This window comes from Janthinobacterium sp. GW823-FHT06H09 (assembly GCF_058794735.1).
The window spans coordinates 81,873-102,187 of the sequence record NZ_JBXAHC010000011.1; the positions used below are offsets into that span (position 1 = coordinate 81,873).

The 20,315-nt window shown below is 61.5% G+C and carries 20 protein-coding genes; 9 read left to right on the plus strand and 11 right to left on the minus strand.

What is annotated here, in order from left to right; all coding sequences use genetic code 11:
• The first annotated feature begins 28 nt into the window (after positions 1 to 28).
• From AC1Q6X_RS19690 to AC1Q6X_RS19705, 4 genes are read left to right on the plus strand one after another with little or no spacing between them, the layout of a single operon-like run.
• The gene (locus AC1Q6X_RS19690) at positions 29 to 1,396 is read left to right on the plus strand and encodes a TadA family conjugal transfer-associated ATPase (RefSeq protein WP_070222417.1); all 1,368 of its coding nucleotides are present in this window, start codon (positions 29 to 31) and stop codon (positions 1,394 to 1,396) included.
• A 10-nt stretch (positions 1,397 to 1,406) separates the two neighbouring features.
• Entirely contained in the window at positions 1,407 to 2,381 is a 975-nt protein-coding gene (locus AC1Q6X_RS19695; RefSeq protein ID WP_492498198.1) for a type II secretion system F family protein, read from the plus strand.
• Between the two features lie 19 nt (positions 2,382 to 2,400).
• A complete protein-coding gene (locus AC1Q6X_RS19700) occupies positions 2,401 to 3,348 on the plus strand; it encodes a type II secretion system F family protein (RefSeq protein WP_070289152.1) in 948 nt (315 codons plus the stop codon).
• 13 nt (positions 3,349 to 3,361) lie between these two features.
• A complete protein-coding gene (locus AC1Q6X_RS19705; RefSeq protein ID WP_492498199.1) occupies positions 3,362 to 4,396 on the plus strand; it encodes a LytR C-terminal domain-containing protein in 1,035 nt (344 codons plus the stop codon).
• An 8-nt stretch (positions 4,397 to 4,404) separates the two neighbouring features.
• Here the strand turns inward: AC1Q6X_RS19705 and AC1Q6X_RS19710 are convergent, their stop codons facing one another.
• The 3 genes from AC1Q6X_RS19710 to edd form a co-directional block, all read right to left on the minus strand.
• Entirely contained in the window at positions 4,405 to 4,917 is a 513-nt protein-coding gene (locus AC1Q6X_RS19710; protein ID WP_492498200.1) for a Rhs element Vgr protein, read from the minus strand.
• A gap of 62 nt (positions 4,918 to 4,979) precedes the next feature.
• Positions 4,980 to 5,609 (minus strand): bifunctional 4-hydroxy-2-oxoglutarate aldolase/2-dehydro-3-deoxy-phosphogluconate aldolase, encoded by a 630-nt coding sequence (gene eda, locus AC1Q6X_RS19715; protein WP_071075891.1) that lies wholly within the window; start codon positions 5,607 to 5,609, stop codon positions 4,980 to 4,982.
• A gap of 3 nt (positions 5,610 to 5,612) precedes the next feature.
• Positions 5,613 to 7,526, minus strand: a complete 1,914-nt coding sequence (gene edd, locus AC1Q6X_RS19720; protein ID WP_492498201.1) for a phosphogluconate dehydratase — start codon at positions 7,524 to 7,526, stop codon at positions 5,613 to 5,615.
• Between the two features lie 337 nt (positions 7,527 to 7,863).
• On the opposite strand from edd, the gene pgi reads away from it, so the two are divergent.
• Complete coding sequence (gene pgi, locus AC1Q6X_RS19725) at positions 7,864 to 9,528, plus strand: glucose-6-phosphate isomerase (protein ID WP_492498202.1); 1,665 nt, start codon at positions 7,864 to 7,866, stop codon at positions 9,526 to 9,528.
• Between the two features lie 14 nt (positions 9,529 to 9,542).
• On the plus strand, positions 9,543 to 10,439 hold the full coding sequence (locus AC1Q6X_RS19730; protein ID WP_492498203.1) for an SMP-30/gluconolactonase/LRE family protein: 897 nt from the start codon (positions 9,543 to 9,545) through the stop codon (positions 10,437 to 10,439).
• A gap of 128 nt (positions 10,440 to 10,567) precedes the next feature.
• Here AC1Q6X_RS19730 and AC1Q6X_RS19735 read toward each other — a convergent pair whose 3' ends face one another.
• Positions 10,568 to 11,521: a chemotaxis protein gene (locus AC1Q6X_RS19735; RefSeq protein WP_070222400.1), complete on the minus strand. Its 954-nt coding sequence runs from the start codon at positions 11,519 to 11,521 to the stop codon at positions 10,568 to 10,570.
• 172 nt (positions 11,522 to 11,693) lie between these two features.
• On the opposite strand from AC1Q6X_RS19735, the gene AC1Q6X_RS19740 reads away from it, so the two are divergent.
• From AC1Q6X_RS19740 to AC1Q6X_RS19750, 3 genes are all read left to right on the plus strand, one after another.
• Positions 11,694 to 11,987, plus strand: a complete 294-nt coding sequence (locus tag AC1Q6X_RS19740; protein WP_162995756.1) for a hypothetical protein — start codon at positions 11,694 to 11,696, stop codon at positions 11,985 to 11,987.
• A 96-nt stretch (positions 11,988 to 12,083) separates the two neighbouring features.
• On the plus strand, positions 12,084 to 13,556 hold the full coding sequence (zwf, locus tag AC1Q6X_RS19745) for a glucose-6-phosphate dehydrogenase (protein WP_046685898.1): 1,473 nt from the start codon (positions 12,084 to 12,086) through the stop codon (positions 13,554 to 13,556).
• A gap of 130 nt (positions 13,557 to 13,686) precedes the next feature.
• A complete protein-coding gene (locus AC1Q6X_RS19750; protein ID WP_034750862.1) occupies positions 13,687 to 14,541 on the plus strand; it encodes an SIS domain-containing protein in 855 nt (284 codons plus the stop codon).
• A 143-nt stretch (positions 14,542 to 14,684) separates the two neighbouring features.
• On the opposite strand, the gene AC1Q6X_RS19755 is transcribed toward AC1Q6X_RS19750, so the two are convergent.
• The 7 genes from AC1Q6X_RS19755 to AC1Q6X_RS19785 form a co-directional block, all read right to left on the minus strand.
• A complete protein-coding gene (locus AC1Q6X_RS19755; protein WP_492498204.1) occupies positions 14,685 to 15,149 on the minus strand; it encodes a DUF3304 domain-containing protein in 465 nt (154 codons plus the stop codon).
• A 98-nt stretch (positions 15,150 to 15,247) separates the two neighbouring features.
• A complete protein-coding gene (locus AC1Q6X_RS19760) occupies positions 15,248 to 15,835 on the minus strand; it encodes a DUF3304 domain-containing protein (protein ID WP_492498205.1) in 588 nt (195 codons plus the stop codon).
• Complete coding sequence (locus AC1Q6X_RS19765) at positions 15,832 to 16,032, minus strand: hypothetical protein (RefSeq protein WP_492498206.1); 201 nt, start codon at positions 16,030 to 16,032, stop codon at positions 15,832 to 15,834. The genes AC1Q6X_RS19760 and AC1Q6X_RS19765 overlap by 4 nt, the downstream gene beginning before the upstream one ends.
• Entirely contained in the window at positions 16,029 to 16,649 is a 621-nt protein-coding gene (locus AC1Q6X_RS19770) for a DUF3304 domain-containing protein (protein WP_492498207.1), read from the minus strand. The genes AC1Q6X_RS19765 and AC1Q6X_RS19770 overlap by 4 nt, the downstream gene beginning before the upstream one ends.
• A 67-nt stretch (positions 16,650 to 16,716) precedes the next feature.
• Positions 16,717 to 18,882 (minus strand): phospholipase effector Tle1 domain-containing protein, encoded by a 2,166-nt coding sequence (locus tag AC1Q6X_RS19775; protein WP_492498208.1) that lies wholly within the window; start codon positions 18,880 to 18,882, stop codon positions 16,717 to 16,719.
• A gap of 6 nt (positions 18,883 to 18,888) precedes the next feature.
• Positions 18,889 to 19,344, minus strand: coding sequence for a DUF3304 domain-containing protein (locus tag AC1Q6X_RS19780; RefSeq protein WP_492498209.1), 456 nt, complete (start codon positions 19,342 to 19,344; stop codon positions 18,889 to 18,891).
• 38 nt (positions 19,345 to 19,382) lie between these two features.
• Complete coding sequence (locus tag AC1Q6X_RS19785) at positions 19,383 to 20,312, minus strand: DUF4123 domain-containing protein (RefSeq protein WP_492498210.1); 930 nt, start codon at positions 20,310 to 20,312, stop codon at positions 19,383 to 19,385.
• Positions 20,313 to 20,315 lie beyond the last annotated feature (3 nt).

A 20,315-nucleotide genomic window follows, 5' to 3' on the forward strand; every position in this document is an offset into this window, starting at 1 on the left:
ATACCGCCCCACTCACCGGAGACCGACCATGACTGCCGAAAAACTCACCCTGCGGGACCGCCTGGGCTATGCCCAGGATGACGCCAGCCTGAATGACGATGCCGCGCACCAGGGCGCAGCGAGCCACAGCTACCAGCAGCTCAAGCACCGCACCCACCAGGCGCTGCTCGACCGCGTTGACCTGGAGGGCATGCAGCGCCTGTCGCGCGAGCAGATCCGCGAAGAGCTGAAAATCCTCGTCAGCGACGTGCTCACGGAAGACAATGTGGTGATCAACGAGCTGGAACGGCGCTCGCTGATCCGCGACATCCAGGACGAGGTGCTCGGCTTCGGCCCGCTCGAACCGCTGCTGGCCGACCCCGGCGTGTCCGATATCCTCGTCAACACCTACCGCCAGGTGTATGTCGAGCGCCATGGCCGCCTGGAGCTGAGCGACGTCTGCTTCACCGACGACGCCCACCTGATGAAGATCATCGACAAGATCGTCTCGCGCGTGGGCCGGCGCATCGACGAATCGAGTCCCATGGTCGATGCGCGCCTGCCCGACGGTTCGCGCGTGAACGCCATCATCCCGCCGCTGGCCATCGACGGCCCCGTGATGTCGATCCGGCGCTTCTCGGCCCAGCCGCTGCGCCTGGCCGACCTGCTGCTCAAGCACAGCCTGACGGAGGAAATGAGCACCACCCTGCAGGCGCTGGGCAAGGCCAAGGTCAACATCCTGATCTCGGGCGGCACGGGCAGCGGCAAGACCACCATGCTCAATGCGATTTCCGGTTTCATCAGCACGGCCGAACGCATCGTCACCATCGAGGACGCGGCCGAACTGCAGATGCAGCAGCCGCACGTGGTACGCCTGGAAACGCGGCCCGCGAACATCGAGGGCAAGGGCGAGGTAACGCAAAGGGCGCTGGTGCGCAACGCGCTGCGCATGCGCCCCGACCGCATCATCCTGGGCGAGGTGCGCGGCGCCGAGGCGCTCGACATGCTGGGCGCGATGAACACGGGCCACGAAGGCTCGATGGCCACCATCCACGCCAACACGCCGCGCGACGCGCTGACGCGGCTGGAAAACATGATCAGCATGGCCTCCGCGGCCCTGCCCGTGAAAGCCATGCGCCAGCAGATCAGTTCAGCCATCAGCGTGGTGGTGCAGGTATCGCGCCTGACGGACGGCAAGCGCAAGGTCACGTCGATCCAGGAAATCACGGGCATGGAAGGCGAGATGATCACCATGCAGGAAATCTTCACCTTCCGCCAGACGGGCATCGGCGAGGACGGCACGGTGCAGGGGCATTTCCATGCCAGCGGCGTGCGGCCGCGCTTCCTGGAACGCCTGCGCGCCTTCGGCATCAGCCTGCCGGAAACCCTGTTCGATCCCGCCCGCCAGTACCATTAAGGGGAGCATCATGGACTATCTCTATTACGTATTCGCCATCCTCACCTTCATCGCCGTGGTGCTGCTGATCGAGGGCGTGTACCTGGCATGGAACACCTCGCGCGGCCCGGAAGCGGAAAGGGTCGCGCGCCGCCTGCGCATCATGTCGGCCGGCGCGCATGGCGACACGAGCAGCTCGATGATCAAGAAGCGCCTGCTGAGCGACACCCCCGCCCTGCAGCGCGTGCTGCTCAGCGTGCCCCGCGTGCATGCGCTCGACCGCCTGCTCGAGCAGTCGGGCCTGAGCTGGAGCGTGGCCAGCTTCGCCGGCGTGATGCTGGCCACGGCCGGCGCCGCATTTTTGCTGCTCAGCTACCTCAGTGTGCCGTGGCTGCTGCTCCTGCCGCTGGTGGCGGGCGCGGCCCTGCTGCCGCTGCTGGTGGTCTTGCGCGCCAAGGCCAAGCGCCTGCAGCGCATCGAGCAGCAATTGCCCGACGCGCTGGATCTGATGGCGCGCGCGCTGCGCGCCGGCCACGCCTTCCCCACGGCCCTGAAAATGGTCGGCGATGAAATGAACGCGCCGCTGGCCGTGGAATTTCGCGCCACCTTCGACGAAGTCAATTTCGGCATCGCCATGCAGGACGCCCTGATGAACCTGGCCACGCGCGTGCCCAGCACGGACTTGCGCTACTTCGTCATCGCCGTGCTGATCCAGCGCGAAACGGGCGGCAACCTGGCCGAACTGCTCGACAGCATCAGCCGCATCATCCGCGAGCGCATCAAGCTGCTGGGACAGGTGCGCGTGCTGTCGGCCGAAGGCAAGCTGTCGGCCTGGATCCTGTCGCTGCTGCCCTTCGGCGCGGCGGCCATGATCCACCTGACCAATCCGCAGTTCCTGGAAATGCTGTTCGTCGACCCGGGCGGACGCAAGATGCTCGCCGGCGCCCTGGTGATGATGGTGTGCGGCATCCTGGTCATGCGCAATATCATCCGCATCCGCGTCTGAGCCCGCAAGGAGAACCCTCATGAATCCCGTGCATATCGCCTTTCTCGCCCTGCTCTTCATTGCCGTCTTCGGCACCGTGCTGGTGGCCATGCGCAGCTTTGCGCCCGATCCCTTGCGCCAGCGCATGGACAACGCCACCGGCAAGAGCGCGGCGGCGCCCGGCGCATCGGCGCCCAGCCCCTGGCTGGCGCGCATGGTGCGCCTGAGCGGCCCCCTGGCCAAACTGTCGCTGCCCGAGCAGGGCTGGGAAGGCTCCGTGATGCGCCGGCGCTTCATGAATGCCGGCCTGCGCCAGGCGTCGGCGCCCATCCTGTTCTTTTCCGCCAAGACCATGCTGGCCATCGGCCTGCCCCTGCTGCTGTTCCTGGGGCTGAGCGCCTCGGGCAGCCAGATGGCGGGCAAGGCGCTGCTGTTCTGGCTGCTGATCGTGGCCGCCATCGGCTACTACCTGCCCAATATCGTGCTGGCGCAAATGATCAAGCGGCGCCAGCGCGATATCTTCGAAAGCTTTCCCGACGCGCTGGACCTGATGACGGTATGCGTGGAAGCGGGCCTGGCCATGGATGCGGCGCTGGCCCGGGTGGCGGCCGAGATCGCCCTGAAAAGCGCCGTGCTGGCCGAGGAATTGCACCTGGTGATGCTGGAACTGCGCGCCGGCAACACCAAGGAACGGGCGCTGCGCAACCTGGCCCTGCGCACGGGCGTCGAGGATGTCGACGCGCTGGTGGCCATGCTGATCCAGGCCGAGCGCTTCGGCACCAGCATCGCCGCCTCGCTGCGCGTGCAGTCGGACCAGCTGCGCACCAAGCGCCGCCAGATGGCCGAGGAAGAAGCGGCGAAGATCGCCCTCAAGCTGCTGTTCCCGCTGATCTTTTTCATCTTCCCTTCGCTGCTGGTCGTCCTGATGGGGCCAGCCTTCCTGCAAATTTACCGCGTGCTCCTGCCCAGCATGGGCAGCGGCAGCTGACCGGAGAACCGCCATGCCACAGCACACCACCCTGATGCTCATGCTTGCCTGCGCCGGCCTGCTGCCCGCCTGCGGCCACCTGCCCGGTCCCGCCAGCCAGCACAGCCAGGCCAATCACGCCGCCCCGCCCCGGGCGCGCGGCGATGACAGCCCCGCCGCCCGCAGCGCCGCGTTCTGCAAGCTGGGCAAGCGCATGCAGGAACTGGGCGATCCGCGCGCGGCGATGGCCGCCTACCGCGAAGCGCTGCTGCTTGAGCCCGACTCGGCCGATGCACGCAATGGCGCCGCCGTGCTGCACGCGCAGCTGGGCCAGCTGGACACGGCGCGCACCATGCTGCAGGCGCTGGCGCAAGAAGCGCCGACGGCCCGGACCTACAACAACCTCGGCTACGTGCTGTACCTGCAGGGCGATTACGCCCAGGCGGCCAGCGTGCTGCGCCAGTCGCTGCAGCTCGACAATGGCCAGCAGCCGGCGCGCGCCAACCTGGATCTCACCATCGCGGCGCTGGCGCGCAGCATAGCGACGGTCGATGCGGCCGATGCCACCGCGGACGCCGTCGCGCCCGATCTGGCGCCGGCGCCCAAGCCGGCGGCACCGGCCAGCCGCCTGCAGCTGACGCAGTCGCAGCCGAATATCTTCACGCTGAGCTGGCGCGACACGCCCGTGGCGCCACGCGCCGCGCCGGCCGCCGTGCCCGCCCTGGCGAAGCAGGCGACGCCCCTGCCACGGCTGGAAGTCATCAACGGCAATGGAGAAACGGGGATGGCGGCGCGCATGCGCGGCATGCTGGGCGGCATGGGCATCAGCGTGCTGCGGCTGGGCAACCAGCGGCCGTACGGCATCCAGGCCAGCAGCATCGTCTACCGTCCCGGCCATGCGCAGGCGGCCGCCGCCCTGGCGCTGGCCTTGGGCGGCATGCCGCAACTGCAGGCGGCCGGCGACAGCGGCATCGGCGCGGGCGCCGACCTGCGTTTATTGCTGGGCAAGGATGCGGCGGCCAGCCTGCGCGCACCGGACGTGCGCCTGGCATCGAACACGGCACCGTAGGAGTGGCGTCAGCGTGGCAGCAGGCGGCGGTCGGCGGGGTCGATCAGGAAGCCCTGCAGGATATCCTGCAGCTGCGGCAGTTTCGCCACGTAGGCGGGAATGCCCAGCTGGCGCGCGCCGAAGTAGTGGGCAATGATGTCGCCCTGCTGCTCCATGTTGAAGTCGGACAGGACGCCGCCTGCCTGCGCATCGTAGCGGTAGGCGCGCTGGGCGATGTAGCCGCCGCGCAGCGCCAGCAGCACGCCATGCAGCAGCACGCCGTAGCCGAGCTGGTACTGCCACACGTGCACCATCTCGTGGATGAAGAACAGCTTGCCGCTGTTGCCTTCGCGGGAAAAATCGTCGCGGTACTGGGCCGGCATGAAGTGCAGGCTGCCGCGCGGCGTCATCGCCGTGTTCTGGTCCTGCAAGCCGAACGGCAGGAAGGAGCCGCGCACGACGCGCACGCGCGCGTAGTCGATGGCGCCCTGGAAGACGCTGCGGGCCATGGCGGTTTCGCCGATGGTGAGGGGGCGGCGCAAGACTCGCATAAGAAGAAGAGAAGAAAGCGCGGCAAGCGTAAAGCCTGCCGCGCCAGTACCGCTTAAGCCAATCGAAGACCGCTGGCAGCCTTGGCGATTTCCGTGATGCGGTCCCAGTTACCGGCCGCAATCGCGTCTTTCGGCGTCAGCCACGAGCCGCCCACACAGGCGACGTTCTTGCACGCCAGGAACTGCGACGCCGTCTCTTGCGAGATGCCGCCCGTCGGGCAGAACGTGATGTCCGGCAGCGGGCCGTAGATGGCGTTGAGCATGCCGATGCCGCCCGCCGGCACGGCCGGGAACAGTTTCAGCTGCTGGAAGCCGTTTTCACGCGCCGCCATCACTTCGCCTGGCGTCATCACGCCTGGCAGCAAGGGCAGGCCGCTGCTTTTCGCCGCCGCCACCAGGGCGCTGGTCAGGCCCGGCGAAACGCCGAAGACGGCGCCCGCATCACGTGCCTGGGCGAATTCCTCGGGACGGGTCAAGGTGCCGACGCCGACGATGGCGCCCGGCACGGCCGACATGGCGCGGATCGCTTCGAGGCCGTGCTTGGTGCGCAGCGTCACTTCCAGCACGCGGATGCCGCCCGCCACCAGCGCGCGCGCCAGCGGTACGGCGTGTTCAGGATCGTCGATCGCAATCACGGGGATCACGCTCGAGGTGCGCATAATTTCCAGTAGTGTCATGGTCATCTCTTATTTCCTAGCCAAAAAGTCTTCATCGGAACCCGGTACGGTATCGCCGACATTGTCGGCGTCGTGCAAGGCGACGGTGGTGGGAATCGGCGACGGCAGGCCGAAGGTGGTGGCACCTTCTTCCGCCGCGCTGACGGTGGAACGGAACATGGAAAACAGCTCGCGGCCCATGCCGACGTGGTTCGGCGACAGGTCGGCCGTGACCAGCGCACGCGCGTGCCAGACGTCGGCCGGCACCAGCGCCTCCAGTACGCCCGTAAAGGCGTCGAGGCGGATGATGTCGCCGTCGCGCACGAGGCCCAGGGGGCCGCCGGCGAGGATTTCAGGCGAGACGTGGATGGCGGCCGGCACCTTGCCCGACGCGCCCGACATGCGGCCATCGGTGACCAGCGCCACGTGGCGGCCCGCATCCTGCAGGTTGGCCAGCGCCGGGGTCAGCGCATGCAGTTCCGGCATGCCGTTGGCGCGCGGACCCTGGAAGCGCAGCACGGCGACGAAATCGCGGTCCAGCGTGCCGGCCTTGTAGGCGGCCATGAAGTCTTCCTGCGAATTGAATACCAGGGCCGGCGCTTCGACCGTGCGGTGCTGCGGCTTGACGGCCGACACCTTCATCACGGCGCGGCCCAGGTTGCCCGCCACCAGGACCATGCCGCCGTCCGGCGCGAAAGGATTGCTGGCCGGGCGCAGCACGTTTTCGTCGGCGCTGGCGGCCGGTGCATCTTTCCAGAAGACCTTGCCGTCTTCGCCGAGGAACGGCTCCATGCAGTGCGCGCGCAAGCCGTGGCCCAGGATGGTGTTGACGTCGTCGTGCAGCAGCCCCGCGTCCAGCAATTCGCGGATCAGATAACCGGTGCCGCCGGCCGCGTGGAAATGGTTCACGTCGGCGTCGCCGTTCGGGTAGATGCGCGTAAGCATCGGCACGATGGCCGACAGTTCATTGAAATCGTTCCAGTCGATGACGATGCCGGCCGCCTTGGCGATCGCCACCAGGTGCAGGGTGTGATTGGTCGAGCCGCCCGTGGCCAGCAAGCCCACGACGGCGTTGACGATACATTTCTCGTCGACGATATGGCCGACTGGCAAGTAGCTGGCGCTTTGCGCCGTGATGACGGCCGCGCGCTGGGCGGCGGCCCTGGTCAGCGCATCGCGCAGCGGCGTGTTCGGCGTGATGAAGGCGGCGCCCGGCAAATGCAGGCCCATCACTTCCATCAGCATCTGGTTGCTGTTCGCCGTACCGTAGAAGGTACAGGTGCCGGCGCCATGGTAGGCTTTCGACTCGCCTTCGAGCAAGTCTTCGCGCGTGGCCTTGCCTTGTGCATACAGCTGGCGCACCTTGGCTTTTTCCTGGTTCGACAGGCCCGACGTCATCGGACCGGCCGGCACGAAAACGGCCGGCAAGTGGCCGAAGTGCAGCGCGCCGATCAACAGGCCCGGCACGATCTTGTCGCATACACCCAGGTACAGGGCCGCGTCGAACATATTGTGCGACAGCGCCACGGCCGTCGACATGGCGATGGTGTCGCGCGAGAACAGCGACAATTCCATGCCCGGCTGGCCTTGCGTCACGCCATCGCACATGGCGGGCACGCCGCCGGCGAACTGGGCGACGGCGCCCACTTCGCGCACGGCTTGCTTGATGATCTGCGGGAAGCCTTCGAAGGGCTGGTGCGCCGACAGCATGTCGTTGTACGAGGACACGATGGCCACGGACGGCTTCTTGTACTCCTTCAGCGACAGCTTGTCGTTGGCGGGAAAGGCGGCAAAGCCGTGCGCCAGGTTGGTGCACGACAGGGCGCCGCGCTGCACGCCCTGGATGCGGGCCGCATCCAGATGCGCCAGATAGGCGCCGCGCGATGGCCGGCTGCGCGCGATGATGCGCGCTGTTACGGATTCGACTACTGGATGCAGCGCCATATGGATTTCCTTAAAAATGAGTATTTCGTGAAATTTTACTACAAAACGGTGAAGAAGAAGCACTCTTGCATGGGCCGACCACACAAATAAGCCACGGATTGCGGCGTATCAAGGCAAGCCCGGCAAATATCGCGTATCGGCAGCTGTCAACATAGCTCTTATATGGCACGGGTGCAATCACTAAAAAAAGCACAACAAAAATCGGCCTCACGTCACAAACTGTAGTGAAATTACGTTTTTCTGATGTATTATTCTCATACCAATGCCGGACCCGCTGTTCGCCACCACGAACGCGCCGCGCTCCTTTCAACCGAGACAAGCACCCAAGCCGACCGCCATGCGCCAGCCAGCACCTACTCCTGCCATCACCGCCACCGCCAGTTTCCAGTCCCTGCAAGCGCATAGCGCCAGCCTGCGCGAAGTGCATCTGCGCCAGCTGTTCGCCGCCGACCCCGCACGTTTCTCGACGATGACGGTCGATGCGGCCGGCCTGCTGCTCGATTACTCGAAGAACCGGGTCGACGCCACCGCCATGGCGCTGCTGATGGACCTGGCCCGCGAGCGCGGCGTGGAAGCGCAGCGCGAAGCCATGTTCACCGGCGAGAAAATCAATCTTACCGAACATCGGGCCGTTCTGCATACCGCCTTGCGCGCGCCGCGCGGCACCAGGCTGATGGTCGATGGACAGGATATCGATACCGACGTGCAAGATGTACTGCAGCGCGTCAAGGCATTTACGGACAAGGTCCGCAATGGCAGCTGGCTCGGCTACACGGGCAAGCCGATTTGCGACATCGTCAATATCGGCATCGGCGGCTCGGACCTGGGGCCGAAAATGGCGTGCCTGGCGCTGCGCTCGTATGCCAACCCGGGACTGGAAATGCACTTTGTTTCCAACGTCGACGGTCACGACATGGAAGCGACCCTGTCGAAAGTCGATCCGGAAACCACCCTGTTCATTGTTGCCTCGAAAACCTTTGTTACCGCTGAAACCATGCTCAACGCCAACACGGCGCGCGCCTGGTTCCTGCTCGAAGGCGAAGAAAAGGATCTGGCGCAACACTTTGTGGCCGTCTCGACCAACACGCAAGCCATCGTCGACTTCGGCATTTCGCCGGACAATATGTTCCCGTTCTGGGACTGGGTCGGCGGCCGTTATTCCGTCTGGTCCTCGATCGGCCTGGCCGTGGCCCTGTCCGTCGGTTTTGAATATTTCAGCGATTTCCTCGCCGGTGCGCATGCGATGGATCAGCATTTCCGCCAGGCGCCCCTCGAAGACAACATGCCCGTCGTGCTGGCCATGGTCGGCTTCTGGAACCGTCAGTTCCTCGATTGCGGCTCCGTTTCCATCGCACCGTATCACCAGGACCTGAGCCGCTTCGCCGCCTACCTGCAACAGCTGGACATGGAAAGCAACGGCAAGCGCGTCACCAAGGATGGCGTGCCCGTCGACGTGCCGACCGGCCCCGTCATCTGGGGCGATTGCGGCACGAATGCCCAGCACGCGTATTTCCAGCTGCTGCACCAGGGCACGGACATCACACCCATCGACTTCATCGCCGCCCTGCGCGCCACGCACGATTTGCCGGGCCACCACGATGCCCTGCTGGCCAACTGCTTCGCCCAGTCGGAAGCCTTCATGACGGGCAAGACGGCCGAGGAAGTGCGCCTTGACCTGCAGGCGCAGGGCTTGCCGGAAAGCGAAATCGAAGCGCTGGTGCCGCACAAGACTTTCCCCGGCAACCGCCCCAGCAACACCATTTTGATGGACCAACTGACCCCGACCACCCTGGGCGCCCTGATCGCCTTGTACGAACACAAGACCTTCGTGCAGGGCGTCTTGTGGAACGTCAACAGTTTCGACCAGTGGGGCGTGGAACTGGGCAAGGTGCTGGCCAAGAAAATCCAGACCGAACTGACGGGCGAAGCCCGTCCCGACCACCACGACAGCTCGACCAATGGCTTGATTGCCTTGGCGAAAGCCGCCAAGGCGGCGTATTAACTTAATTGAGGTTTATGAATATTTACGAAATCAAAGTAGTCAGCGACAAGGCCATGCAAGTGGGCGAATGCCCGCTCTGGCATGGCAAGGAAGCGGCCCTGTACTGGGTCGACATCGATGGCCGCGCCGTGCACCGGCTGCACCCGGCCAGCGGCAAGCATGCGCAGTGGACCATGCCGACGGAACCGTCGGCGCTGGCCATCAACGCCGGCGACGGCCTGATCGTCGCCCTGCGCAGCGGCTTTGCCCACCTCGACACGAAGACGGGCAGCCTGGCGCACATCGCGCCGGCGCCGTTCGACATGGCCACCACGCGCTTCAACGACGGCAAGGTTGACCCGGCCGGCCGCTTCTGGGTCGGCACGATTTTCGAGCCGCGCAACACTGACGCAGCAGAAATGTTCGTGCTGGAAAAGGGACAAGTGCGCAAGGTCTGGTCGGGCGGCATGACCGTGTCGAACGGCCTGGGCTTCAGTCCCGACGGGCGCACCATGTATCACTCGGATACCACCACGCACCGCATCGACCGTTTCGACTTCGATGCGGCCACGGGAGCCATTTCCGCGCCACAACCGTTCCAGCGCTTTTCCATGGACAAGAAAGCGTTCGATTACGGCGGGCGTCCCGATGGCGCGGCCGTCGACAGCGAAGGCAATTACTGGTCGGCCATGTTTGAAGGCGGCAAGATCTTGCGCTTCGCCCCCGATGGCCATTTGCTGGGCGAAATTACCGTGCCCGTGCGCTGCCCCACCATGGTGACGTTCGGCGGCCCCGACCTGCGCACCCTGTACATCACCAGCGCCAGCCACAACCGCTCGGCAGCAGAAATCGCCGACTACCCGTTGACGGGTCACGTGCTGTCCGTGCGCGTGGACGTGGCAGGCCAGCCGGAAACGCCTTACCAGGCGTAACACGGTCAGGTATGAAAAAGCGCCGGCACCCGCGAGGGTCCGGCGCTTTTTTAACGCTCACGTAGGTCGGATTAGCGGGGCAAGGCCCCGCGTAATCCGACAACAGTGTTGGCCATGGTGCCGTCGGATTACCGCGACAGCACCTTGCGGATGGTTTCCGCCAATTCAGCCGCCACGAACTTGGCCACATATCCATCGGCGCCCACGCCCTTGACGTGGTCTTCGTTGGTCGAGCCCGTCAGCGACGAGTGGATCACCACGGGAATGTTGGAGAAGCGGCCATCGTTCTTGATGTTGCGCGTCAGGGTAAAGCCGTCCATTTCCGGCATTTCCAGGTCGGTCAGCACCAGCGCGACCTTGTCTTTCGCCGTCTTGCCTTCCGTGGCCGCCTGGGCCGAGATCGCTTGCAGGCGCTCCCACGCTTCCTTGCCCGTCTTGGTCATGATGAAAGGCACGCCCATCGCTTCGAGGCCCTTTTCGATCAACGAGCGGGCCAGCGAGGAATCGTCGGCCGCGAGAATCACGGCGCCGGCCGGCAAGCGCACTTGCGGGCCGATGCTGTTTTCGTCCACGTCCGGGTCGCCCGACGGCAGCACGTTGCGCAGGATTTGCTCCACGTCCAGCACTTGCGCCAGGCGGGTCTTGTCCGTGTCGCCATCGAGGCGGGCGATGCTGGTGACGAGGCCGCCGCCGACGCTCGATTCGGCCGACAAGACCTGATTCCACTCGAGGCGCACGATTTCATCGACCTCTTCCACGGCAAACGCCTGTGTCGAGCGGGCAAATTCCGTCACCATCAGGATCTTCAAGCCGCTGCTCTTGCAACCGACCGCCATCGGCAAGTCGATCACGGGAACGATCTGACCACGGATATTGACCACGCCCAGCATGTGCGGGTGCGAACCAGCCACCGCCGTGATGGCCGGCATTTCCATGATTTCACGGACTTTGAACACATTGATGCCGAACAGTTCGCGGCTGGCCGAGTGATCACTGGTCCCCAGCTTGAACAGGAACAGTTCGAATTTGTTATTGCCTGTCAGGCTGGTGCGTTCATCGACATCTTGCTGCATTGAATTCATTGTGTCCCCTTGAGCCGTCTTGTAAAGTTAAGTCGCCCGCCCCTGATGCTGCGGACAGTGCGGACTGCACGTCGCATGGACGCCGGACGGCGGGTTTGGGGCATGGCCGGCGCTAACGGTGCAGTGTATATCGTACAACTTCATACAACCAATAGTTGCTATCGATTCGAGCTTGAATTATACGTTTTTTTACTTTCTTCAAAGCTACTTTACGCTGCCAACGGCGATCCTGACAGCATTTCTTGATTTCCTTGTTGCTACAGCGCAAATGATGACGGAGAGAATCGAAAATTTCCCTGGCAACCATGGTTGCTTTGCAAAGCCGATAACCAGCATGACGCTGCGCCGGCGCCGGCGAACGGCATATAATGGCCATGCCGGCATCGCAGGCAGGCATACCGGGCAAAATGGCGACGGCAGCGGATGGAATGTAGTAAAATTTCTTGCAATTGCCTGTTCTACGTAGTAAATTTACACCATCGATTATAGTAGCGACAGACTGGCACTTCCGGTCGGCTTTCTCCCCGCTCCGGCCCTTTTACTTTTGCGACGACACTCACTTATGGCACTTACCGATTTTGACCTGGTCCTGTTTGGCGGCAGCGGCGATTTAGCAATGCGCAAGTTGTTGCCTGCAATGTATGCGCGCGACGTCGCGAACGATTTGCCGCCGACGGCGCGCATCATCTGTGTGGGCCGCCAGGACAGCGGCCAGGATGCCTTCCTGAAAATGGTGGAGACCAATTCGCGTCCCCACATCAAGGCCAGCACCCTGAACGCCGCCACCTGGAGCAAGTTTTGCGCGCGCATCGTGTATGTGTCGCTCAACGCCAGCGATGCGGCCACGTACGCGCCGCTGGTCGAAGCGCTGCGCGGCGACGCCGACCTGACGCGCGTGTACTACCTGGCCACGCCGCCGCACCTGTTCGCCCTCATCTGCGACAACCTCGAAGACAACGGCCTGGTCACGCCGAATTCGCGCGTGGTGCTGGAAAAGCCGCTGGGCCGCGACCTGGCCAGCGCCAAGCAGATCAATGCCGAAGTGGGCAAGGTCTTCCAGGAATCGCAGATCTACCGTATCGACCATTACCTGGGCAAGGAAACCGTGCAGAACTTGCTGGCCCTGCGCTTCGGCAACATCCTGTTCGAGCCGCTGTGGCGCCGCGAATGGATTTCCGACGTGCAGATCACCATCGCCGAAAAGCTGGGCGTGGGCAACCGCATGGGTTACTACGACACCTCGGGCGCGCTGCGCGACATGCTGCAAAACCACTTGCTGCAACTGCTGTGCATCGTCGCCATGGAACCGCCGACCTCGATCGCGCCGGACGCCGTACGCGATGAAAAGCTGCAAGTGCTGCGCTCGCTGAAAAAATTCACACCGACCACCCTGGCGCAAAACATCGTGCGCGGCCAGTACCGCGCCGGCCACGTCGACGGCGCCACCGTGCCGAGCTACCGCGACGAACCCGATGCGCCGGAACATTCGCGCACCGAAACCTTCGTCGCGCTGAAGGCGGAAATCGACACCTGGCGCTGGGCCGGCGTGCCGTTCTACCTGCGCACGGGCAAGCGCATGGCCGACAGCCTGGCCGAGATCGTCGTGCGCTTCAAGCAAATTCCGCATTCGATCTTCAACCAGCCGACGTCGAGCTTCCAGCCGAACTGCCTGGTGATCCGCTTGCAGCCGGACGAAGGCTTGCGCATGAATTTGATGGCGAAAACCCCGGGCGACGGCATGCGTTTGAAACCGGCGGAACTGGAACTCGATTTCCGCGAATCGTTCAAGACCCCGCGCATGGACGCCTACGAGCGTTTGCTGCTCGACGTCCTGCGCGGCCAGCTGACCCTGTTCATGCGCGGCGACGAACTGGAAGCGGCCTGGGAATGGGTCGAGCCGATTCTCGACAGCTGGGAACAGAACGACAGCGCGCCGATTCCGTACACGGCCGGCACCTGGGGCCCGGCGGCCGCCAGCGCCCTGATCGGCCGCGATGGCTTGCAGTGGCGTGAAGAGGCCTTGCCAGAGGACTGAAGCCGTTAAGATTTGGCTTAACCCTGAACGGCGAAATACTGGGGTCGGACCCTGAGGGTCCGACCCCGGAACTTTGCTTTTGGGGTGAAAAGGACGCAAACTTACGGCATTACTGCCAGAAGATCAATCAATGCTACTCGATTCCATCCGCACCCAGCTCGATTCGCTCTCCAAGTCGGAGAAAAAAGTCGCGCTGGCCGTGCTAGACCAGCCCAACCAGACGGTCAGCCAGAACATCACGGCGCTGGCGAAAAGCGCGCAGGTGTCGGAACCGACCGTGGTGCGCTTTTGCCGCACGCTGGGCTATGACGGCTGGCATGAATTCAAGCTGAAACTGGCGCAGGGCCTGGCGCTGGCCATGCCGGGCGCGAACGAGCAGCCGGCGCAGGACGATCTGGCAGCCGACCTGGTGAATAAAATCTGCAGCCGCTCGATCAATACCCTGCTCGACCTGCGCAACAACCTGAATCCGGAAGCGATCCAGCGCGCGCTCGACATCCTGTCGCGCGCCAGCAAGATCGAATTCTATGGCCAGGGCACGTCGGGCATCGTGGCGGCCGACGCGCAGCACAAGTTCTTCCGTTCGGGCGTACCGACGGTCGCCTACAGCGACCCGAACATCCACAGCATCGCGGCGGCCCTGCTGCGCGGCGGCGACTGCCTGGTGGCCATCTCGCAGCGCGGCAACAGCCCCGCCCTGGTGCGCTCCGTGAAACTGGCGCGCCGCGGCGGCGCCGACGTTGTCGTGCTGGCCCCATCGGGCACGCCGCTGGCCGACCTGGCCACCGTGCTGATCCCGATCGACCTGGTCTTCAACACCGACCCCTACACGCCCATTTCAGCGCGCCTGGCCTACCTGGTGGTGATCGACGTGCTGGCCGTGGGCCTGGCCCTGCAACGGGGACCGGAATTCCGCAAGAAGATGCAGAATGCGCAAAAGGCGCTGCAGGAATTCGACATGCAATTCGATTCCTTCATCGGCTGATCCTCCATGGGCGCCAGCCACGCTGGAGCCGCTCCTTATCCGAACATCTCCATTGGACCAGGATGTCTCTTCCTTGATCTCACATGGGGAACCGGTACACGCGGCAGCCTTTGCATCGCAAGACCGTCCCATCATCCGTGTCTCTAAGAATTGGGATCCTTTGGTTTCCCATGGTGACGTATCGGATGAGTTTTGCTACCTCCTCCTGCATTGGACACAACCACTCTCACCTCGTCGTTGGGGAAAAAGTGCATATAGATATCTCCCGGCTCATCGTATTTTTCCACTTCCACCATTTTTTCTTTGACAATATGCGTATGTTCTTCCGGCATATCCCATCGCACCCGGACCATCATTCCCGGATACCATACCCGCGGGATGGATGCGCAGCAAACTTCGGCTCCCCCCGCTCCCCACCTGGCCATATTGGCCCCTCCCGCCCCATCAACCGATGCGGAATAAATATACTTCCCCGTATGGTTCACAATACCCACCTGCGCCGTCGCGGTAGTCCTTGGGCCGGCTTGCTCAACCTGCCTGGCCTTGAGGGCGCAGCCGCTCAGCAGCAAGGCCGTGCCAAGATACATAATCCATTTCATAATTTCCATTTTATAAATTAATAGCCAATTTAATTGATCAAGCGTCGACGGCTGAAGAAAAAATCAACAGGCAAAGGCGCGAAAAGGGATTTTTCCCGATGATCATATCAAGGAATATTCGCAGATTTTCCGGAATGAAGAATAGGATGATTTTTACTATCGCCGTCCACATTTGACACAACCACTCTCACCTCGTCGTTGGGGAAAAAGTGCATATAGATATCTCCGGGCCTATCATATTTTTCCACTTCCACCATTTTTTCTTTGACAATATGCGTATGTTCTTCTGGCATATCCCATCGCACCCGGACCATCATTCCCGGATACCATACCCGCGGGATGGATGCGCAGCAAACTTCGGCTCCTCCAGCTCCCCATCTGGCCATATTGGCGCCTCCCGCCCCATCCACCGATGCGGAATAAATATAGTTTCCCGTATGGTTGACAATACCCACCTGCGCCGTCGCGGTAGACCTTGGACCGGCTTCCTCAACCTGCCTGGCCTTGAGGGCGCAGCCGCTCAGCAGCAAGACAGTGCCAAGATACATAATCCATTTCATAATTTTATTTTCTATAAAAGCAAGCAGTTGAAGGTGCAAGCGCATGCAGCCGATCACGCAATCTTTAGCGTCCGGAAATGCACGATCCAAACGCGCCACATTGCTGTGCGAGTGAAACGACACATCCCGCTTCATATTATTGTTGGTGCCGTCGAAGAAGAAACCGAAAAACAGATTCGCATCGCATGAGGGGGAAAGCCTGGGTCAGGGCATTCACGAGCTTTGGCAGATTTAACAATTTCTTTCATCTCACCAATTCCGTCAAAAAAACGGTCATGATGAGACGGGTCAATTTTTTCAATGGAATAAATTTTTGACAAGAAGGCAGTCATGGATTTCCTTCCAGACTTTGGATGAGCTTTCTTTGGAATTCAATTATTTCTTGAGTCTCCTTTATGTCATCAACTGACATAACATTGACGTCACGCAACAATGTCCTTTCCAGCGTAAGTAATGTCGCTTTTTCCCTCTTCAATTTCTGCCTACGGCGCTCGTCCCGATACTCCTTCGTCGGCACCGGATACCCCTTGATTTTCCCAGGCCACTCCGGTCGGCTCGGTCCGTAATGTGACACCACGACCCCCACGCTGCCATCTTCATAGACGATCAGCCAGATATCGCCCGCCTTCCCATCCGGATACGGGGGAACACTGACCGTCTCGCGATGAAAGGTCGGGTCCGGGGACAGCTGATAGACCACCACCACCTTCAAATCCGCATGCCACTTTTCCGGCACGCTGAAGCAGCATATCGTGCCGCCTTGGCCATAAGGATCGATCGCATCGCCACCGCCGCCGCTGTTGGTATTTCCCGGATTTTCAACCGCGATGTAATTGACTTCGCGCGAAGAATAATTCAGCGCCTGAATGCTCGCGGCCATGGCGACACCGGGTAAACATGCGGCCAGCAAGAGGCATCGCCATAATTGTTGCTTGAGTAACATCATCATGATTTCATCGCTATCCATAAAACCGGCGGATCAGTCCACCCTGCTTCAACCGCGATGAAGTCACGCCCTATGCGAGCGCATTGATCCGCTCTGCAGAGCGCTGCTGCGCCAGGTAAATCTCTTCATCGAGTTTGGCTTGCGCAATATCCTGTGTTAAGTTTTCGCTCCACACCAATTCTTCGGGTGCATCTTTCGCCTGGATGCCGGCCGTCGGCATGCGCTGCAGTTCGTTTTCGTGCACGCTTTTCCGGAAGAAGCCGCTTTGCGGGTAATAGCCTCGGCGCAAGATATAGCCGCCACCCTCGCGCCGTGTATAGGTTTGCGTGGTGATCAGCCTGCTACGCATGTCGGCGCTGTCGGCATCCGTACGGATAGGATAGGGAGTGCCATACTGCGCTTCCTTGACCAGCGCTTCCTCTTCCGGCGTCAATGCTTCGCCATTCTTCTGTTTCAGTTGCGCAGCTTCGGTCTTTCGGCTGAGCTCATATACGCGTTTATAAAAGCCGTCTTTAGGCGGTTTATTGGCGAACGAGGCGATCCTGGCCCGCTTGTCGTATTCCGTCACTTCGCCAGCCATATAAAATCCGGCCAGGGAATCATGCACATAGTCGTCAAAAAAACGCATCACTTCGGGCGGCAGCGGTTTGGGGTGATCGAATATGTCGAGCGCAAATTCTTCCCATTTGTCCAAGGGCGTGTGGTTTTGAGCCCGATAATATTGCCAGTGGTTGATGCGCGCAATATCCCGGGCGCTGAACGGCTGGCCCTCATCGCCATGACGGAAGGCTTTGCGCGCGCGCAGCGCTTCCAGATCGCCTGCCAGCAAGCGGTTGTAGGACCCCAGATCCTCCCGCTCTTGCGCGTTGGCCGCCTTGAAGCTGGTCGTGGCTTCCAGTGTCTTGACGCGCACGGCGCGCCAGCGGTAATACAGTTGCATATGCTTGCTCAGCAAAGCACCTTGCTCTCCCAGCTCGGCGGTATATGCTTCCCAGGCGCTGGCAAGCTGCTGATTGATCTGAAAGTCATCCTGATCGCGAAGTTCCAGTTCGCTGAACGGTATCAGGGGCACCCCCTTGAGGCGCGCTTCCTTGAACATGTGCGCCAACGGAATTTGCGACAGCAAGGCTGCTTGTCCGCCGCGTCCCTTTCCCTGCTCGCCCGGACCATAGCCGCCTCCGACGTCGGAGTGCACGCCAGGAAAATATACTTCCTCGATTTTCCCTTCCAGGCGCGTGACGGGGAAATTCATGCGCTGCTCATGCGTGGCAATGCAATGCAGGCCGGCCTTGACGCAGCGAGGCAGCGGCTTGAGCAATTCATTGGCCCAGGCCCAATGGCCATCGAACATCGCGCCAGGTGCGATCGTGGTTTTCGCTACAGACGCCGAGCTGCCCACGGTTGCCACCGTGTCGAAGACGCCAAGAAAATTGATGCTAGCAGGGATGCCGGCAAACTTCTGCACCTCACCTTCGCGTGGCGTGAGCAAATCGGCAAACAGCTGGCAAAACGCCACCGCCTCGGCGGCGCCACGCGAAAAACCGAACACGGACAGGGTCAGCGATGGAATATGCGGTTTCGCTTGTGCCGCCATCGCCGCTTTGAGTTTTTCTATATGGGGAACGAACCAGTCAGAGTGGGTCATGAAACGCTCTCTTCCGGTTAGGGGGTGAGGTGCTTTATCGTGGCCTACGGCATTATCATAGATGCGGGCAAGTCGGCCAGCCTCATCTGATTCGTACAATAACTTGCCGCTAATAGTCCGATGAACGGCATTCACGACTTGCAGCAAGCCCCATATAATCCGGGGTTGCCCGCCTTTGGCAAATGCCTTGCCTTCATCCGATTCGGTTAGCTCTCCGATTTCTTTGAACGGAGTACCTACGCCTGGAATATAGTTTGAAAAATATCCACTCTGTTGCTTGTCATTTGGATATGTTAAAAAAAGGCGCGCCACATTACTGTGACTGGCATCTTCTGGCCTAAGTGGAATCTTAGTAATAGCAATGGGGACTTTCGTTTTTGCATCAATTACACCTGTACGCAAGCCGTTGCGATCCCGTTCCAGATTATTGTTCGTGCCGTCAAAAAATAGTCCCACATGTACAGCTATGCTGCATGGTGCATCTGATGCCGCGCCGCATGCAACTTGAGCGATTTTTGACTGTTCACTCGTGCCTGGATTTAAGAAGACATCGACAGGAACGGGAGCTTTGGGAGGCGGAACATTAATCATGATGAATCATTTTTTAAGTAATGGTTTACCCGTGTGTTGAATCGGGTGATCTTTTCCATATCCTGCATCATTCGACACAACAACTCTCACCTCATCATTCTCAAAAAAATGCATATAAATATCTCCTGGCCTATCATATTTTTCAATTTCGACCATTTTTTCCTTAATGACATCAGTGTGCCCTTCAGGCATATTCCACCGCACCAAGACATTCATTCCTGGATGCCATACGCGGGGAATCGATGTACAGCAAATATTTGCCCCGCCCGCCCCCCATCTGGCCATATTCCCCCCTCCGGCACCATCAACCGATGCGGAATAAATATACTTCCCCGTATGGTTGACAATACCCACCTGCGCCGTCGCGGTAGTCCTTGGACCGGCTTCCTCAACCTGCCTGGCCTTGAGGGCGCAGCCGCTCAGCAGCAAGGCCGTGCCAAGATACATAATCCATTTCATCATTTTTCCTTTTATAAAAGTAAGCAGTCGAAGAAACGAGGCTAGGCAGCCGAACGCGCCTGCCAGAAATCGTCGGGCAGCGTGTCGAGCTCGGACAGGTAATTCGCTCCCTGGCGCGTGCGCAGCAACAGGCTGGCCATTGCAGGATGCAAGGTAAAATCGTCGGCCAGCATCAAGGCCAGGGCGCTGAAATGCTGACGCTGGCCCGCCGCCTCGATGCCGCTGGCGTTTGCCACAAGCAAATGACGCGCCACGCGCGCGTGACACTCGGCCGGGGTGCCGGAATGAAACAGGTCCGGCTGCACATCATGCAGATTGGCCAGGATGGCATCGGCTTCGGCGATATCCACCAGGGCGGCAAAGGCGGTGTCGCCGAGGGGGAATTTATCAAATTCCGCAGGGGCGGGCTTGGCCTCTGCCGTGCCCTGCCAACTGACCAACGAACCATCGCGCCGCAGCGACCACCAGCGGTAGATGGGGCTCAGCAAATGCGCGGACTGCGTTTCAGTCAAGGCTGCCAGCAGGGCCGGCAATATGCGCGTATCGGCCCAGCGCACGGGCCATTCGACAGTGTCTGGCGTGATGGCAATCAAATAGGGGCGCAGATGCTGCTCCAGCTGGCCGATATCGAGCGTGCTGGCGATGATGCTGAGCATGGGCTTGCCTGCGCACAGCGAAAACAGGCGCTGCAGCCACGCAGCCTGCTCGCTGCTTGTCGATGGCGCCGCCATTAAATGCGGTGCGGCGCTCTTGAAGTTTTGCAGCGAGGTGTGCGCATACAGCGACTGGCGCCGCAGCCGGCTCGGGTAGCGCTTGGTGAAAAACTCCTCGTCGCAGGCGCCGTCGAGCAGCGCCAGCAGATACAGGGGCTGGCTGCCGTTCGCCACCGCCGCCTCCGCGCGCAAGGCCTGCAGTTGCTGCGCGATCAGCGCTGGAACTTCCGGGTCGTGAACATCGATGGCAAAGTACATCAG

Coding starts and splice junctions, on each gene's coding strand:
- AC1Q6X_RS19705 (WP_492498199.1), top strand. CDS start 3,362: ATGCCACAGCACACCACCCTGATGCTCATGCTTGCCTGCGCCGGCCTG.
- AC1Q6X_RS19700 (WP_070289152.1), top strand. CDS start 2,401: ATGAATCCCGTGCATATCGCCTTTCTCGCCCTGCTCTTCATTGCCGTC.
- AC1Q6X_RS19780 (WP_492498209.1), bottom strand. CDS start 19,344: ATGATGAAATGGATTATGTATCTTGGCACGGCCTTGCTGCTGAGCGGC.
- AC1Q6X_RS19730 (WP_492498203.1), top strand. CDS start 9,543: ATGAATATTTACGAAATCAAAGTAGTCAGCGACAAGGCCATGCAAGTG.
- AC1Q6X_RS19735 (WP_070222400.1), bottom strand. CDS start 11,521: ATGAATTCAATGCAGCAAGATGTCGATGAACGCACCAGCCTGACAGGC.
- AC1Q6X_RS19690 (WP_070222417.1), top strand. CDS start 29: ATGACTGCCGAAAAACTCACCCTGCGGGACCGCCTGGGCTATGCCCAG.
- AC1Q6X_RS19750 (WP_034750862.1), top strand. CDS start 13,687: ATGCTACTCGATTCCATCCGCACCCAGCTCGATTCGCTCTCCAAGTCG.
- AC1Q6X_RS19785 (WP_492498210.1), bottom strand. CDS start 20,312: ATGTACTTTGCCATCGATGTTCACGACCCGGAAGTTCCAGCGCTGATC.
- eda (WP_071075891.1), bottom strand. CDS start 5,609: ATGACCATGACACTACTGGAAATTATGCGCACCTCGAGCGTGATCCCC.
- AC1Q6X_RS19695 (WP_492498198.1), top strand. CDS start 1,407: ATGGACTATCTCTATTACGTATTCGCCATCCTCACCTTCATCGCCGTG.
- AC1Q6X_RS19755 (WP_492498204.1), bottom strand. CDS start 15,149: ATGGAAATTATGAAATGGATTATGTATCTTGGCACGGCCTTGCTGCTG.
- AC1Q6X_RS19775 (WP_492498208.1), bottom strand. CDS start 18,882: ATGATTAATGTTCCGCCTCCCAAAGCTCCCGTTCCTGTCGATGTCTTC.
- pgi (WP_492498202.1), top strand. CDS start 7,864: ATGCGCCAGCCAGCACCTACTCCTGCCATCACCGCCACCGCCAGTTTC.
- AC1Q6X_RS19760 (WP_492498205.1), bottom strand. CDS start 15,835: ATGAAGCGGGATGTGTCGTTTCACTCGCACAGCAATGTGGCGCGTTTG.
- zwf (WP_046685898.1), top strand. CDS start 12,084: ATGGCACTTACCGATTTTGACCTGGTCCTGTTTGGCGGCAGCGGCGAT.
- edd (WP_492498201.1), bottom strand. CDS start 7,526: ATGGCGCTGCATCCAGTAGTCGAATCCGTAACAGCGCGCATCATCGCG.
- AC1Q6X_RS19765 (WP_492498206.1), bottom strand. CDS start 16,032: ATGACTGCCTTCTTGTCAAAAATTTATTCCATTGAAAAAATTGACCCG.
- AC1Q6X_RS19770 (WP_492498207.1), bottom strand. CDS start 16,649: ATGATGATGTTACTCAAGCAACAATTATGGCGATGCCTCTTGCTGGCC.